The 15,444-nt window shown below is 67.4% G+C and carries 13 protein-coding genes; 6 read left to right on the forward strand and 7 right to left on the reverse strand.

Annotated elements, in window-relative coordinates; genetic code table 11:
• Positions 1-101: 101 nt before the first annotated feature.
• The 3 genes from ACM6JT_RS30475 to recG all read right to left on the reverse strand — a co-directional run bounded on the left by ACM6JT_RS30475 (position 102) and on the right by recG (position 4,063).
• The gene (locus ACM6JT_RS30475) at positions 102-230 is read right to left on the reverse strand and encodes a hypothetical protein (RefSeq protein WP_258170479.1); all 129 of its coding nucleotides are present in this window, start codon (positions 228-230) and stop codon (positions 102-104) included.
• A gap of 392 nt (positions 231-622) precedes the next feature.
• Positions 623-1,582 (reverse strand): LysR substrate-binding domain-containing protein, encoded by a 960-nt coding sequence (locus ACM6JT_RS30480; RefSeq protein WP_034182776.1) that lies wholly within the window; start codon positions 1,580-1,582, stop codon positions 623-625.
• Between the two features lie 135 nt (positions 1,583-1,717).
• Complete coding sequence (recG, locus tag ACM6JT_RS30485; RefSeq protein ID WP_034182775.1) at positions 1,718-4,063, reverse strand: ATP-dependent DNA helicase RecG; 2,346 nt, start codon at positions 4,061-4,063, stop codon at positions 1,718-1,720.
• Between the two features lie 167 nt (positions 4,064-4,230).
• Between recG and queA the strand changes: the two genes are divergently transcribed.
• The 6 genes from queA to ACM6JT_RS30515 all read left to right on the forward strand — a co-directional run bounded on the left by queA (position 4,231) and on the right by ACM6JT_RS30515 (position 12,140).
• On the forward strand, positions 4,231-5,298 hold the full coding sequence (gene queA / locus ACM6JT_RS30490) for a tRNA preQ1(34) S-adenosylmethionine ribosyltransferase-isomerase QueA (RefSeq protein WP_034182774.1): 1,068 nt from the start codon (positions 4,231-4,233) through the stop codon (positions 5,296-5,298).
• Between the two features lie 201 nt (positions 5,299-5,499).
• Positions 5,500-6,693, forward strand: a complete 1,194-nt coding sequence (gene tgt / locus ACM6JT_RS30495) for a tRNA guanosine(34) transglycosylase Tgt (protein ID WP_034182773.1) — start codon at positions 5,500-5,502, stop codon at positions 6,691-6,693.
• A gap of 233 nt (positions 6,694-6,926) precedes the next feature.
• Positions 6,927-7,250: a preprotein translocase subunit YajC gene (gene yajC, locus ACM6JT_RS30500; RefSeq protein WP_034182772.1), complete on the forward strand. Its 324-nt coding sequence runs from the start codon at positions 6,927-6,929 to the stop codon at positions 7,248-7,250.
• A 106-nt stretch (positions 7,251-7,356) separates the two neighbouring features.
• Positions 7,357-9,378 (forward strand): protein translocase subunit SecD, encoded by a 2,022-nt coding sequence (gene secD, locus ACM6JT_RS30505; protein WP_034182771.1) that lies wholly within the window; start codon positions 7,357-7,359, stop codon positions 9,376-9,378.
• Positions 9,379-9,396: 18 nt separating this feature from the next.
• On the forward strand, positions 9,397-10,347 hold the full coding sequence (secF, locus tag ACM6JT_RS30510; RefSeq protein ID WP_034182770.1) for a protein translocase subunit SecF: 951 nt from the start codon (positions 9,397-9,399) through the stop codon (positions 10,345-10,347).
• Positions 10,348-10,568: 221 nt separating this feature from the next.
• The gene (locus ACM6JT_RS30515; protein WP_414857842.1) at positions 10,569-12,140 is read left to right on the forward strand and encodes a S41 family peptidase; all 1,572 of its coding nucleotides are present in this window, start codon (positions 10,569-10,571) and stop codon (positions 12,138-12,140) included.
• A 15-nt stretch (positions 12,141-12,155) separates the two neighbouring features.
• Here the strand turns inward: ACM6JT_RS30515 and ACM6JT_RS30520 are convergent, their stop codons facing one another.
• The 4 genes from ACM6JT_RS30520 to ACM6JT_RS30535 form a co-directional block, all read right to left on the reverse strand.
• Positions 12,156-13,433, reverse strand: coding sequence for an MFS transporter (locus ACM6JT_RS30520; RefSeq protein ID WP_105389829.1), 1,278 nt, complete (start codon positions 13,431-13,433; stop codon positions 12,156-12,158).
• A 192-nt stretch (positions 13,434-13,625) separates the two neighbouring features.
• Complete coding sequence (locus ACM6JT_RS30525; RefSeq protein WP_034182767.1) at positions 13,626-14,207, reverse strand: YceI family protein; 582 nt, start codon at positions 14,205-14,207, stop codon at positions 13,626-13,628.
• Between the two features lie 64 nt (positions 14,208-14,271).
• A complete protein-coding gene (locus ACM6JT_RS30530; RefSeq protein WP_034183410.1) occupies positions 14,272-14,832 on the reverse strand; it encodes a YceI family protein in 561 nt (186 codons plus the stop codon).
• An 8-nt stretch (positions 14,833-14,840) separates the two neighbouring features.
• The gene (locus tag ACM6JT_RS30535) at positions 14,841-15,401 is read right to left on the reverse strand and encodes a cytochrome b (RefSeq protein ID WP_034182766.1); all 561 of its coding nucleotides are present in this window, start codon (positions 15,399-15,401) and stop codon (positions 14,841-14,843) included.
• Between the last annotated feature and the right edge of the window lie 43 nt (positions 15,402-15,444).

Below are 15,444 nucleotides of genomic sequence, written 5' to 3' on the forward strand. Positions count from 1 at the left end.
CGTATGCCTCCACCTGCTCGCTCCGGCGGCATGCCGGGCGCTGTCTGTGGAGTGTCATTGCGGGGATGGGAAACGGAACAGGTAGGGTCCCTCCTGTCGTACTACGGAATGTCGTGCGAGGCCTTCGCCGCGCGTTCCCGCTGCGACGCGCCGCAGGCGGGGCGCTCCGGGAACCGGCCCCCGGCAGGCGTCGTGCCGGTGATGCGCGTGGTGTTCCAGCTTTCGGACATGCGATGCTCTCTCATGGCTTGGCGGCAGTGACGCGGGGGCACGCAGGACCGGCATGCGGCAACGTTCATCCGCCATACACACGGTCCGCCAGGTATGCGAACGCAATCGGACGCAGGCGCCGAACCGCAACCCTGGCGCGATGTACGACCTCGTCGCACGACGGGATGTTCCGCTGCGCGTGCTGCAATACCGACCGCATCATGACATCCTCCTTTGACGCTTGCATTCAGCGTGCAAATCGACCGTCGACATGACGCCGATCCATGTAGAGAATTTTAGGAAAATCTATCGATTATTTGAATTTGATTAATTTCATCTATGCGATAGGAAAAAATAAACGGAGTCGCAAGACCCCGTTCATCGTGTTGTCACGCACGCAGCCGCGGCTCGGTCAGTTCATCGTCGCCGGCATGTCGAGCTTCGCGACGCCCGGCAGTTCGCATGCGGAAATCGCATCGCTGATCGCGTCGATCGCGGGCATCCGCGTGAAGCTCTTGCGCCACACGAGCACCACGCGGCGGTCGGGCACCGGCTCGTGGAACGGCACGTACGACAGCAACTCGGCATCGGGGCCGTTCGCGCGCGGGCCGACCTCGGTGACCGACATCCGCGGCAGCACGGTGATGCCGACGCCGCTCGCGACCATGTGGCGGATCGTCTCCAGCGACGAGCCCTCGAAGGTCTTCTGGATGCCGTCGGCCGTCTGCGAGAAGCGCATCAGCTCCGGGCACACGCCGAGCACGTGATCGCGGAAGCAGTGGCCGTTGCCGAGCAGCAGCATGGTTTCCTGCTTCAGGTCCTCGGCGTCGATTTCCTCGCGCTTCTCCCACGGATGGCCGGCCGGCAGCGCGACGACGAACGGCTCGTCGTACAGCGGGCGCACCATCAGGCCGGTTTCCGGGAACGGCAGCGCCATGATCGCGGCGTCGATCTCGCCCTGCTTCAGCAGTTCGAGCAGCTTCAGCGTGTAGTTCTCCTGCAGCATCAGCGGCATCTGCGGGACACGCTGGATCATCTGCTTGACGAGCGTCGGCAGCAGGTACGGCCCGATCGTGTAGATCACGCCGAGACGGAACGGGCCGACGAGCGGGTCCTTGCCCTGCTTCGCGATCTCCTTGATCGCGAAGGTCTGCTCGAGCACGCGCTGCGCCTGCGTGACGATCTGGTCGCCGATCGGCGTCACGCTCACTTCGCTCGCGCCGCGCTCGAAAATCTGCACGTTGAGCTCGTCTTCGAGCTTCTTGATCGCCACCGACAGCGTCGGCTGGCTCACGAAGCATGCTTCGGCCGCGCGGCCGAAATGCCGCTCGCGCGCGACCGCGACGATGTATTTCAATTCAGTCAGCGTCATTGTGGGTCAATCAGAGATATACATGCGATAGGTTTAATTTATACACCCTCTGGCACCGGTTCGCCAAGTTTCTCTGCATCGCGATGCGTCGATCGACGGTTTTGGCGGCTCAGGATCCGGCCCCGAACCGGTGGATCAGGCCTTCAGGTACTGCTCGCGAGCGCCGAGCCAGCGCGCGAGATGCTGCGTGACGACGTCGGGGTACGCAGCGATCAGTCGCGTCGCGGCCTCGCGGGCCGGATCGATCAGCCAGCCGTCGGTCTCGAGGTTCGCGAAGCGCAGCATCGCCGCGCCCGACTGGCGCGCGCCGAGGAATTCGCCGGGACCGCGGATTTCGAGGTCGCGCCGCGCGATCTCGAAGCCGTCGGTCGTCTCGCGCATCGTCTTGAGCCGCTCGCGGCCGGTAATCGACAGCGGCCCCGTGTACAGCAGCACGCACACCGACGCCGCAGTGCCGCGCCCGACGCGGCCGCGCAACTGGTGCAGCTGCGCGAGGCCGAAGCGCTCCGCGTGCTCGATCACCATCAGCGATGCGTTCGGCACGTCGACGCCGACTTCGATCACGGTCGTCGCGACCAGCAGCTGCACGTCGTTGCGCGTGAACGCTTCCATCACGGCCGCCTTGTCGGCCGGCGACAGCCGGCCGTGCACGAGCCCGACCTTCAGCTCGGGAAGCGCCGCGGCGAGCGTCTCGTAGGTCTCGACGGCCGTCTGCAGCTGCAGCGTCTCGCTTTCCTCGATCAGCGGGCACACCCAGTACACCTGGCGCCCCGTCAGCGCGGCCTCGCGTACGCGGGCAATCACCTCCTCGCGCCGCGCGTCGCCGACGAGGCGCGTCAGCACGGGCGTGCGGCCCGGCGGCAGCTCGTCGATCGTCGAGACTTCGAGATCGGCGTAGTACGTCATCGCGAGCGTGCGCGGAATCGGCGTGGCCGACATCATCAACTGGTGCGGCTGGAAATCGCGCGCGCCGTTGGCCGCGTTCGCGGCCTTCGCGCGCAGCGCGAGACGCTGCTCGACGCCGAAGCGATGCTGCTCGTCGACGATCACGAGGCCGAGCCGCGCGAATTCGACCGTGTCCTGGATGATCGCGTGCGTGCCGATCACGAGCTGCGCGGTGCCGAGCGCGGCCGCCTCGATCGCCGCGCGCTTCTCCTTCGCCTTCAGGCTGCCCGCCAGCCACGCAACCGTGACGCCGAGCGGCTCGAGCCATGCGCGCAGCTTGCGCGCGTGCTGTTCCGCGAGGATTTCGGTGGGCGCCATCAGCGCGGCCTGGTAGCCGGCGTCGATCGCCTGCGTGGCGGCCAGCGCCGCGACGACCGTCTTGCCGCTGCCGACGTCGCCCTGCAGCAGGCGCTGCATCGGGTGCGCGAGCGTGAGGTCGTGCGCGATCTCGTCGACGACGCGCGACTGCGCGCCGGTCAGCGTGAACGGCAGCGCCGCGTAGAGCCGTGTGGTCAGCGCATCGGCATCGCTCGCGGTGCGGCGCGGCATCGCGGGCGCCGCGCGCGTGCGGCGCTCCTCGTGCGCGCGCTTGAGCGACAGTTGCTGCGCGAGCAGTTCCTCGAACTTGATGCGCGTCCACGCCGGATGCGAGCCGTCCATCAGCGCGGCTTCGTCGGAATCGACGCCCGGGTGGTGCAGGATGCGCACGGCCTGCTCGAGCGACGGCACGCCGAGCGGCCGCAGGTACGCGCGATCGATCTCGGGCGGCAGCAGCTCGGGCAGCGGCGTGCGCTCGACCGCGTTCTCGATCGCCTTGCGCAGATAGGCCTGCGACACGCCGGCCGTACTCGGATAGACGGGCGTGAGCACCTGCGGCAGCGGCGTATCCGCGTCGACGACGCGCACCGCCGGATGCACCATCTCCATCCCGAAGAAGCCGCCGCGCACGTCGCCGCGCACGCGCAGCCGCTGGCCGACGGCCATCTGCTTGACCTGCGAGCCGTAGAAATTCAGGAAGCGCAGCACGAGGTGCTCGCCGTCGTCGTCCTGGATCTTCACGACGAGCTGGCGGCGCGGCCGGTACGCGACCTCGTTGTCGAACACGACGCCTTCGGTCTGCGCGATGCCGCCCGGCAGCAGTTCGCCGATCGGCGTCAGCGTGGTTTCGTCCTCATAGCGCATCGGCAGATGCAGCACGAGATCGATCGAGCGCGTGAGACCGAGCTTCGCGAGCTTGTCGACGGTCTTCACGGGTTTGTCGGCGGCCGCCTTCTTCTTGCGCTTCGTGCCGGTTGCGCCCGCTTCGTCGCTCGAGACGGCGCCTTCGGCATCGGGCGCGGCGGCGGCCGGCTGCGCGAGCCGCCCGTCGGCGCCGCGCTTCGGTCCGGCACGGCGCGGCGCGGCGCGCTGCGGCTCGGCAGGCTCCTGCGCGTCACGCTCCGCCGCGCGATGCGCGGGCAACACAACATCCTCCGTGTCGAACGGATCGGCGGAATCGGCAACGGTGGCGGTGGAACGGCGTGGTGACACAGGCATCGGATCGTCTGGGTGCTTCGCAAGGCAAGTACAATAGCGGCTTTCACGTCGTCCGAACGAACGACGCCGGCCAGGCCGCGCATCCCGTCATCATAGCGGCTCGCGCGCCCCATTTACGCGTTTCCGCCCTGCCGGCGACGCCCGCCGGCCGCTTCGAACCAGCCCGCATGTTCACGCTTTCCGATTTCGATTTCAATCTGCCGCCCGAGCTGATTGCGCAAACCGCACTGCCCGACCGCACCGCGAGCCGCCTGCTCGAGGTCGACCGCACCGTCGAGCCCGCGCGCCTCGTCGACCGCCGTTTCACCGAGCTGCCGTCGTGCATCGCACCCGGCGACCTGCTCGTCTTCAACGATACCAGGGTGCTGAAGGCGCGTTTCTTCGGCCAGAAGGCCAGCGGCGGCAAGATCGAGGTGCTGATCGAACGCGTGACGGGCACGCACACGGCGCTCGCGCAGATCCGCGCGAGCAAGTCGCCGGGCGCCGGCACGACGCTGCGCCTCGCCGATGCGTTCGACGTGACGGTCGGCGAGCGCGTCGAGCCGTTCTTCACGCTGCACTTCCCCGAGCCGTGCCTCGCACTGATCGAGCAGTACGGCCGCCTGCCGCTGCCGCCGTATATCGAGCACGATCCCGACGCAACCGACGAGACGCGCTACCAGACCGTCTACGCGAGCAATCCCGGCGCGGTCGCAGCTCCTACGGCCGGGCTGCACTTCGACCAGCCGATGCTCGAGAAGCTCGATGCGATGGGCGTCGAGCGCGCGACGCTGACGCTGCACGTCGGCGCCGGCACGTTCCAGCCGGTGCGCGTCGACAACATCGCCGAGCACAAGATGCACAGCGAGTGGTACGACCTGCCGCAGTCGCTCGTCGACAAGATCGCCGCGACCCGCGCGCGCGGCGGCAACGTGATCGCGGTCGGCACGACGTCGATGCGCGCGCTCGAAGCCGCCGCGCGCTCGGCCGACGAAGCGGGCCGCCCGCTCGCGGCGACGCAGGCCGAGACCGACATCTTCATCACGCCCGGCTATCGTTTTCGCGTGGTCGACCGGCTCGTCACGAACTTCCACCTGCCGAAGTCGACGCTGCTGATGCTGGTGTCGGCGTTCGCGGGTGTCGAGACGATCCGCGCCGCGTACCGGCACGCGATCGACCAACGCTACCGCTTCTTCAGCTACGGCGACGCGATGCTGCTCACGCGGCGCGACACGCCGGAGGCGCCGCGCGTTTAAGCGCGGCAGGCGCGACGGCCCGCACGCAGCGCGGCCGCCTCGTTCGCCCGCCGCGCGCTACGATGACGCGCCCCGATTTTTCCCGCCGCCGGCTTGCCGGCGGCATTCCCAACATGCGCCGGACTTGCGATCCGGAGTCAGCGCTTCAGCGCATACTCCGGTCCCATGCAAAGCATTTCCGGTAGCAAGGAGAATGACGCGATGACCGAAGGTTCATCCCACGATCACGATACGCACGCCCCCGTGCACGACCGCCCGGCGGGCGGGCTCGAATTCGAACTGCTGGCGACCGACGGCCACGCGCGCCGCGGCCGCGTGAAGCTCAACCACGGCGTGGTCGAAACGCCGATCTTCATGCCGGTCGGCACGTACGGCACCGTGAAGGCGATCCAGCCGCGCGAGCTGCACGAGATCAACGCGCAGATCATCCTCGGCAACACGTTCCACCTGTGGCTGCGCCCCGGCCTCGACACGATCGACGCGCACGGCGGCCTGCACGGCTTCATGGGCTGGAACAAGCCGATCCTGACCGATTCGGGCGGCTTCCAGGTGTTCTCGCTCGGCGACCTGCGCAAGATCACCGAGGACGGCGTCACGTTCGCGTCGCCGATCAACGGCGACAAGCTGTTCCTGTCGCCGGAAGTGTCGATGCAGATCCAGAAGGTGCTGAACTCCGACGTCGTGATGCAGTTCGACGAATGCACGCCGTACGCGACCGACGGCGTGCCGACCACGCACAAGGAAGCGGCCGAATCGATGCGCATGTCGCTGCGCTGGGCGAAGCGCTCGCTCGACGAGTTCGACCGGCTCGGCAACCCGAATGCGTTGTTCGGGATCGTCCAGGGCGGGATGTTCGAGGACCTGCGCGACGAATCGCTGGCGGGCCTGTCGGAGCTCGGCTTCCACGGCCTCGCGATCGGCGGGCTGTCGGTCGGCGAGCCGAAGGAAGACATGATGCGCGTGCTGCGGCACGTGGGCCCGAAGCTGCCGGCCAACAAGCCGCACTACCTGATGGGCGTCGGCACGCCGGAGGATCTGGTCGAGGGCGTCGCCAACGGCATCGACATGTTCGACTGCGTGATGCCGACCCGCAACGCGCGCAACGGCTGGCTGTTCACGCGCTTCGGCGACGTGAAGATCCGCAACGCGACGCACAAGAACTCGCTGAAGCCGCTCGATGCGAGCTGCGCGTGCTACACGTGCCGGAATTTCTCGCGCGGCTACCTGCATCACCTGCACCGCGTCGGCGAAATCCTCGGCGCGCAGCTCAACACGATCCACAACCTGCACTACTACCTGCAGTTGATGAGCGAGATCCGCGCAGCGATCGAGACCCATACGTTCGACGCGTTCCGCCAGCGCTTCGCGGAGGACCGCGCCAGAGGCGTCGACTGACGGGCCGACGGGCCGCGCGGCGGTTCGCCACATGGGACATGTACTAAATAACGTGCTCCGACTGCCGGACCCGACCGCCAAATATTACAATTGCCTTTCCAAACAAGTCGCAATGGTGCCGGTTCGTGCTTTAACAGCTTGATCCGAAAGCGCATTTGCTGCGCCGTTTGCGCATGGGGCCGGTGGTAGAATAACCGGCTTATTTTTCGATCTTCCCCTACGGAGAGACCAACGTGCCGTTCATTTCCAATGCCTTCGCTCAAGGTGCCGGTGGCGCCGAATCGAGCCTGATGAGCTTCCTGCCGCTCATCCTGATGTTCGGCGTGCTCTACTTCATCATGATCCGTCCGCAGATGAAGCGTCAGAAGGAGCACCGCAACATGCTCGCGGCCATGGCCAAGGGCGACGAAGTCGTCACGAGCGGCGGCCTCGTCGGCAAGGTGACGAAGGTCACCGAAGGCTACATCGGCGTCGAGATCGCCGAAGGCACTGAAATCACCGTGCAGAAGGCTGCGGTCACGACCATTCTGCCGAAGGGCACGATCAAGTCGCTGTAAGCCCTTCACCGAGCGTCCGGCCCCCCGCGCCGTGCCCGCCTGAGAGAGCGGGCCGCCGCGGCGCCGGACGCGACGCTTTCACGCCAACCACCCGTTCGGCCCCCTCATGAATCGTTACCCACTCTGGAAATATGTCGTGATGGTCGTGGCGCTCGCCATCGGCCTTCTGTACACATTGCCCAACTTCTTCGGCGAAGCGCCGGCGGTGCAGGTGTCGAGCGGCAAGGCCACGGTCAAGCTCGACTCGACCACGCTGACCCAGGTCGAATCGGCACTCGCATCCGCGCAGATCACGCCGGACGACGTCACCTTCGAGAACACGGCGACCAGCGCGAACATCCGCGTGCGCCTGAAGGACACCGATACGCAGCTGCGCGTCAAGGATCTGCTGCAGAAGTCGCTGAACACCGACCCGAACGATCCGCAGTACGTCGTCGCGCTGAACCTGCAGAGCGCGTCGCCGCGCTGGCTGACTGCCCTGCACGCGCTGCCGATGTATCTCGGCCTCGACCTGCGCGGCGGTGTCCACTTCCTGCTCCAGGTCGACATGACGGGCGCGCTCACGAAGAAGCTCGACTCCGACGCATCCGACGCGCGCTCGCTGCTGCGCGACAAGAACATCCGCGACGGCGGCGTGAGCCGCGTCGACCAGTCCGTCGTCGTCAACTTCAGCGATGCGCAGACCGCGGAAGACGCCCGCAAGGTGCTCGCGCAGTCGGTCACCGAACTGCAATGGGCGACCCAGCCCGGCGGCGGCGGCACGCAGGTCGTCGGCACGTTCACGCCGGCCGTGCAGAAGTCCGTCGAGGACGCCGCGCTCAAGCAGAACCTGACGACGCTCCACAACCGCGTGAACGAACTCGGCGTGTCGGAACCGATCCTGCAGCAGCAAGGCAGCGACCGCATCGTCGTCGAACTGCCGGGCGTGCAGGACACCGCGAAGGCGAAGGACATCATCGGCCGCACCGCGACGCTCGAGGCACGCCTCGCCGACCCGATCAACACGCACCCGAACCCGAACGACCCGGTTCCGCCGGGCGAGGAACTGTTCACGCAGGGCATCCAGGCACCCGTGCTGCTGAAGAAGGACGTGATCTTCACCGGCGACCGCATCATCGATGCATCGGCCGGCTTCGACGAACACCAGCGTCCGTCGGTCAACATCCGCCTCGACTCGGCCGGCGGCCGCGCGGTGCGCACGGTGTCGCGCGACAACATCGGCAAGCCGATGGCGATGGTGCTGTTCGAGAAGGGCAAGGGCGAAGTGCTGACGGTCGCGACGATCCAGTCCGAACTCGGCGACCGCTTCCAGATCACGGGCCAGCCGACGCCGCAGGCCGCGGCCGACCTCGCGCTGCTGCTGCGCGCCGGTTCGCTCGCCGCACCGATGGACATCATCGAGGAACGCACGATCGGCCCGAGCCTCGGCGCCGACAACATCAAGATGGGCGTCCACTCGGTGATCTGGGGCTTCTGCGCGATCGCCGTGTTCATGATCGCGTACTACATGCTGTTCGGCGTGGTCTCGGTGATCGGCCTGTCGGTGAACCTGCTGCTGCTCGTCGCCGTGCTGTCGCTGATGCAGGCGACGCTGACGCTGCCCGGTATCGCCGCAATCGCGCTCGCGCTCGGCATGGCGATCGACTCGAACGTGCTGATCAACGAGCGCGTGCGTGAAGAACTGCGTGCGGGCCAGCCGCCGCAGCTCGCGATCCAGGCCGGTTACGCGCATGCGTGGGCGACGATTCTCGACTCGAACGTCACGACGCTGATCGCCGGCCTCGCGCTGCTCGCGTTCGGCTCGGGCCCGGTTCGCGCATTCGCGATCGTGCACTGCCTCGGTATCCTGACGTCGATGTTCTCCGCGGTGTTCTTCTCGCGCGGGATCGTCAACCTCTGGTACGGCGGCCGCAAGAAGCTGAAGTCGCTCGCGATCGGCCAGGTGTGGAGGCCGGAAGGCGCCGCTGCCGCCGCGTCGTTCACCGACGCGGACGAATCGACCGACACCGCGCGCGCCGCGAAGCTCGCCGCACCCGCGAAGGGCAATGCGCCGCGCGCCGGCAAGCCGCAGCTGCGCAACCGCGCGCAGCAAGGCGTGTCGCCGAAGAAACCGGGCTCGACCCAATAAGGCCCCGGAGACGAGACCATGGAATTTTTCCGCATCCGTAAAGACATTCCGTTCATGCGGCACGCGCTGGTGTTCAACGTGATCTCGCTGGTCACGTTCCTCGCCGCCGTGTTCTTCCTGTTCCACCGCGGGCTGCACCTGTCCGTCGAATTCACCGGCGGTACGGTGATCGAGGTGCAGTACCAGCAGGCGGCGGAGCTCGAACCCGTGCGCGCGACGCTCGGCAAGCTCGGCTACGCCGACGCGCAGGTGCAGAACTTCGGCACGTCGCGCAACGTGCTGATCCGCCTGCAGCTGAAGGAAGGCCTCACGTCCGCGCAGCAGAGCGACCAGGTGATGACCGCGCTGAAGGCGCAGAGCCCGGACGTCACGCTGCAGCGCGTCGAGTTCGTCGGCCCGCAGGTCGGCCGGGAGCTCGCGACCGACGGCCTGCTCGCGCTCGCGTGCGTCGTGATCGGCATCGTGATCTACCTGTCGTTCCGCTTCGAATGGAAGTACGCGGTCGCCGGCATCATCGCCAACCTGCACGACGTCGTGATCATTCTCGGCTTCTTCGCGTTCTTCCAGTGGGAGTTCTCGCTGGCGGTGCTCGCGGCGATCCTCGCGGTGCTCGGCTACTCGGTCAACGAGTCGGTCGTCATCTTCGACCGGATCCGCGAGACGTTCCGCCGCGAACGCAAGATGAGCGTGCAGGAAGTGATCAACCACGCGATCACGACCACGATGTCGCGGACGATCATCACGCACACGTCGACGGAAATGATGGTGCTGTCGATGTTCTTCTTCGGCGGCCCGACGCTGCACTACTTCGCGCTCGCGCTGACGGTCGGCATCATGTTCGGCATCTACTCGTCGGTGTTCGTCGCGGGCTCGCTCGCGATGTGGCTAGGCATCAAGCGCGAAGACCTGATCAAGGACAAGAAGACCGCGCACGATCCGGACGATCCGAACGCGGGCGCGCAGGTTTAAGCGCCGCGCCGTTTCGGCAAACGCAAGAAGGCCGGTCCTGTTTGGACCGGCCTTTTTTTCATGCGAGGGCCGCCGCCGTGCAGCGTGCGGCCAGCCCGACAGGCGCCGTCACGGGTGTCGGCTACAATCGTCTCCGCCCTGCCCAGCAGCATGCCGGCCACTCGCCGGCGTGCAAGCACCCTCGCCCCCCGTCCGAACATGCGGTCCCGATGATGCCTCCGATGTGTGTCGTTCGTCGCCTCGCCGGCTGCGCAGCCGTCGCAGCTGCGTTGCTGCCGTTCACGCAACCTGCCGGCGCACAGTCGGCATCCGCACCAACAGCCGCACCGCCCGCCGCACCGCCTGTCTCACAACCCGTCGCCCCGCCTGTCCCCCCGGCCTCCCAGCCTGCCGCCGCATCGCCGTCGCCCTGCCCGCCCGACTGGGAGCCGCAGATCTGCGAACTGAAGGCCGCCGTCGAAGTGCTGAAGAAGCAGCACCTGACCGACGTCGACATCGGCGAGCTGCTCGACGCCGCGACCCACGACGGGATCAAGACGCTGCCGTACGCACGCTTCTTCAACGCGAAGGAGGAGCAGGAGCGGCGCGACAACGAACGACGCTCGCGCGACGGCACACCCGGCATCGGGATCGTCTTCGAGACGCGGCCCGACGGGCTGCACATCATCGACGTGATTCCCGACGCACCGGCCGAGAAGGCCGGCGTGCGTCCCGACGATCTCGTCGTCGCGATGAACGACCGGAGCGTCGTCGGCATCGACAGCAGCGAGCTCGTGAAACTCGCGAAGGGCGATGCGGGCGTCCCGCTGAAGCTCACGGTGCAGCGCGGCCCGAACCATGCGGTGCTGAACTTCGCGCCCGTACGCGAGATCGTCAAGCCGCATCCGGCGATCGCGAAGCGGCTCGACGGCGACATCCTGTACACGCGGCTGTCGAGCTTTCCGGAGCCGGCGGTCGGCGACTTCATCGACGCGGTGCAGGTCGCGCGCCGCGCGGGCCCGCCGGTGAAAGGGATGATTCTCGACCTGCGCATCAACGGCGGCGGCGCGCTCAATGCGGCGATCGGCATCGCCGCGCTGTTCGCCGGACGCGACCGCACCGCGACGGTGACGGTCGAGCGCGGCGACACCCACCGCCGCCGCTTCTCGACCAACTGGCCCGACTACGAACTGCCGGTGATGCACGGGCAGGATCCGCTCGCGCCGCTGCAGGCCGACGACTGGTGGCACACCGTGCCGCTCGTCGTGCTCGTCGACGGACAGAGCGCATCGGCCGCCGAAGCGACCGCGGCGGCGCTGAAGGATCTCGGCCGCGCAAAACTGCTCGGCATGCCGACCTACGGGAAGGGGCTCGCGCAGACGGGCGTCGACCTGATCGACGGCACGCGCCTGAATTTCACGTTCGCGCGCAACCTGCGGCCGAACGGCTGCCCGATGGACGGCTACGGCGTCGTGCCGGACTGGCTCGTGCCGCCGCGCCGCGACTCGGACGTCGACGGCGTGCTGCTGTGGTACCGGGAAGTCGATCTCGCACGCGCGCCGTATGCGGACCGGCTGGCGCCCGACCCGTTCGCGCCCGTGCGCAAGGAACGGCAAAAGCTGCGCGAGCAGCGCGTACGCGCGAAGGTCGACACGTCGAAGAGCGCGGCGCTGCCGCAGCGCGCATTCGGCACCGCCGACGACTGGCAGTTGCAGCAGGCGCTCGCCGCGCTCGCGGGGCGCCCCGTGCGGACCGTCGACGCGCCGGCGCAACTGATGCCCGCGCAGCCCGTGTGCGAACGCGGCGGCAACTGACGCGCCGCCGCCCTTCTACCGGAAGCCGAATCGCCGGCGCAGCACGACCAGCGCCGCGAGGCTCAGCACGGCCGCGAACATCAGGTAGAAGCTCGGCGCGGTCTTCATCCCGGTCGCGCGGATCAGCCACGCGATGATGAACGGCCCGAAGCCGCCGAAGATCGTCACCGCGACGTTATACGCGAGCGACATCCCGGTCGTGCGCGTCTGCACTGGAAACACCTCGGACAGCAGGCCCGGCAGCGCCGCGAAGTAGCCGGTCATCAGGAATGCGAGCAGCACCTGCAGCGCGATCAGCGTGCCGAAGCCCGGATGCGCGACCAGATACGCGAATGCCGGATAGATCAGCACGAGGATGCCGACGGCCGGCGCGATCATCACGCGCACACGGCCGTAACGGTCCGACCAGTGGCCGACGAGCGGCGCGAACGCCATCTGGATCACGCCGACGACGAGGATCGCCGCGAACGCGGCGGACGGTGCGAGGCCGAGCTGCTTGACGCCGTAGGTCGGCATGAACAGCACGAGATAGGTTGCGACGGTGCCGAGCACGACCACGCCCATCGCGGCGACCAGGCGCGCCTTGTGCGATGCGAACGTGTCGCGCAGCGGGCTCGCGGTGCCCTCGGCCGCGAGGAATTCGGGCGTCTCGTCGACCTTGGCCCGAATGTAGTACGCGACGGGCCCGATCAGCAGGCCGAAGAAGAACGGCACGCGCCAGCCCCACGAGGCCATCTGCGCAGCCGACAGCTGCGCGTTCAGCACGGTGCCGAAGCCGGCGGCGAGCAGCGTCGTGAGCCCCTGGCTCGCGACCTGCCAGCTCGCGAAGAAGCCGCGCCGGCCCGGCACGTGTTCGGCGAGGAACGCGGTCGCGCTGCCGAACTCGCCGCCGGCCGAGAAACCCTGCATCAGCCGCGCGGCGACGAGGATCACCGGCGCGGCGACGCCGATCGTCTCGTAGGTCGGCAGCACCGCGATGATCAGCGTGCCGACCATCATCAGCAGGATCGACAGCGTGAGCGCGGCCTTGCGACCCGCGCGGTCCGCATAGGCGCCCAGCACGATCGCGCCGAGCGGCCGCATGAAGAACGACACGCCGAACGTGCCGAGCGTGAGCAGCAGCGACACGGTGTCGTTGCCGGCCGGAAAGAACAGCTTCGAGATCGTCACCGCGAAGAAGCCGTAGACGACGAGATCGAACCACTCGAGCGCGTTGCCGATCGACGCGGCGACCACCGCGCGCCACACGCGCGGCGACGAGGCAATGGAACGGGACTGCGTGGCGGCATGCATCGGCGATCTCCTTGTCGTTGTACGTTCTGTTCGAGGCGGCCGCGGCCACGCCCGCGCCGTCGGCCCGCCGGGCGCCGCGAGCGGCGCTCGGGCGATTATAGGCGCGCAAAAAAATACCGCCGCGCCCCGGTAACGGGAACGCGGCGGTTGGCTCGCGGCGGGCCGGCGCGGCGGCAGGCCCGGCCGACGGCGTTACTGCTGCTTGACGGCTTCGGCCGTGATCAGCAGCTTCGTCTTCATCTTGAAGCCGTACTGCTTGCCGTAGTCGAGGCCGAAATCGTCGCGGCTGAATTCGCCGACCGCGTCGACGCCGCACACTTCACGCTTGAGCATCGGGTGCGGCATGCACTTGAACGAATCGATCTTCAGCGTCAGCGGCTTCGTGACGCCATGCAGCGTCAGGTTGCCGACCACCGACACCGGCTTGTCGCCGTCGAACTTGATGGCGCCCTTGTAGGTCGCTTCCGGGTACTTCGATGCGTCGAAGAACTCGGCCGTCTGCAGGTGCTCGTCGAGCTTCGTGCTGCCCGTGCTGATCGAGCCGACCTCGGTCGTCACGTCGACCGTGCCGGTCTTCGCCGCGCGATCGAGCGTCACCGAGCCCTTCGACTTGTCGAACTTGCCGCGCCAGACCGACAGGCCGCCGAAGTGGTCGGCCTCGAAGCTCGGGTACGTGTGGCTCGGGTCGAACTGGTAGGTCGCGCTATCGGCGAATGCCGAGAACGACAGCGAAGCGGCCAGTGCGCCGGCGGCGATCATCAGATGCTTTTTCAACTCATTCTCCTTGGAACGGCGCCGCGCCCTCGCGCGGCATTCGGGTGATGCGACAGGCCGCCGCTTACTTCGTGGCGACCAGATGGAACTTGATCTGCACTTCGTCCGCGACGATCGACGTGTCCTTCCACTCGCCGGTGCCGACGTTGAACGCCGAACGCTTGATCGGCAGCACGCCGTCGAAGGTCTGCGTCGCGCCGCTCTGCGTGACCGTGACGGGCACGGTGACGGCCTCGGACTTGCCCTTGATCGTCAGCTTGCCGGTCACGTTGTACTTGTTGCCGCCGGCCGGCGCGATCGCCGACGACACGAACGTCGCCTGCGGATACGCCTTCGCGTCGAACCAGTCCTTGCCCGCGACCTGGTCGTTGTACATCTTGTCGCCGAGGTCATAGCTCGCGACGTCGATCGTCATTTGCGCGCTGCCCTGCGCGGCCTTCGCCGGATCGAACTTCACCTGCGCGGAAAACTTCTTGAACGCGCCTTCGGTCGGCACGTTCATCTGCTTCGACACGGCGGACACCTTGCTCTTCGCGAGATCGACGTCGGCGAGCGCCGCGCCCGACGCGACAAGTGACACCGCGGCGAACGCGGTCAGCATGGAGCGGGAGAAAGACACTTTCATGGAATCCTTCATTTGGCAAAGGGAAGCATCCGCGACAGCAGGCCGTCGCGGTCCAACAACTGGTGCTTGAGCGCCGCGAGCACGTGCAGCGACACGAGCGCAAGCAGAATGTAATTCAAAGACACGTGGAGCGTCTTGAAGGTTTCCTTGAGCACCGGATCGGGATCGATCAGCCGCGGCAGCGGCACGATGCCGAGGTACACGACCGGGATGTTCGACGCCGAGCTGTACAGGTAGCCCGTGATCGGGATCACCAGCATCAGCACGTACAGCAGGATGTGCACGCCGTGCGACGCCGCACGCTGCCACGCCGGCGTGCCGCCCGGCAGCGGCGGCGGCACGTGCGTCGCACGCCACAGCACGCGCACCACGGCCAGCGCGAACACCGTCACGCCGAGCCACTTGTGCCACGAGAAGTACTTCAGCTTCGTCGGCGTGAAGCCGGGGATGTCCGTCATCACCCAGCCCAGCGCGAAGGCGCAGACGATCAGCAGCGCGATCAGCCAGTGCAGCGCGATCGCGCTCTGCGTATAGCGTACCGGCGTGGCCGGCAGCGAATTCGATGCCATCTTGGGTTCCTCAGTTCAGCGAACAGCCGCGCCGGCCATGAGT

Source organism: Burkholderia sp. IT-111MI5 (assembly GCF_949752865.1).
In the GTDB taxonomy this organism is placed as follows: domain Bacteria; phylum Pseudomonadota; class Gammaproteobacteria; order Burkholderiales; family Burkholderiaceae; genus Burkholderia; species Burkholderia pyrrocinia_C.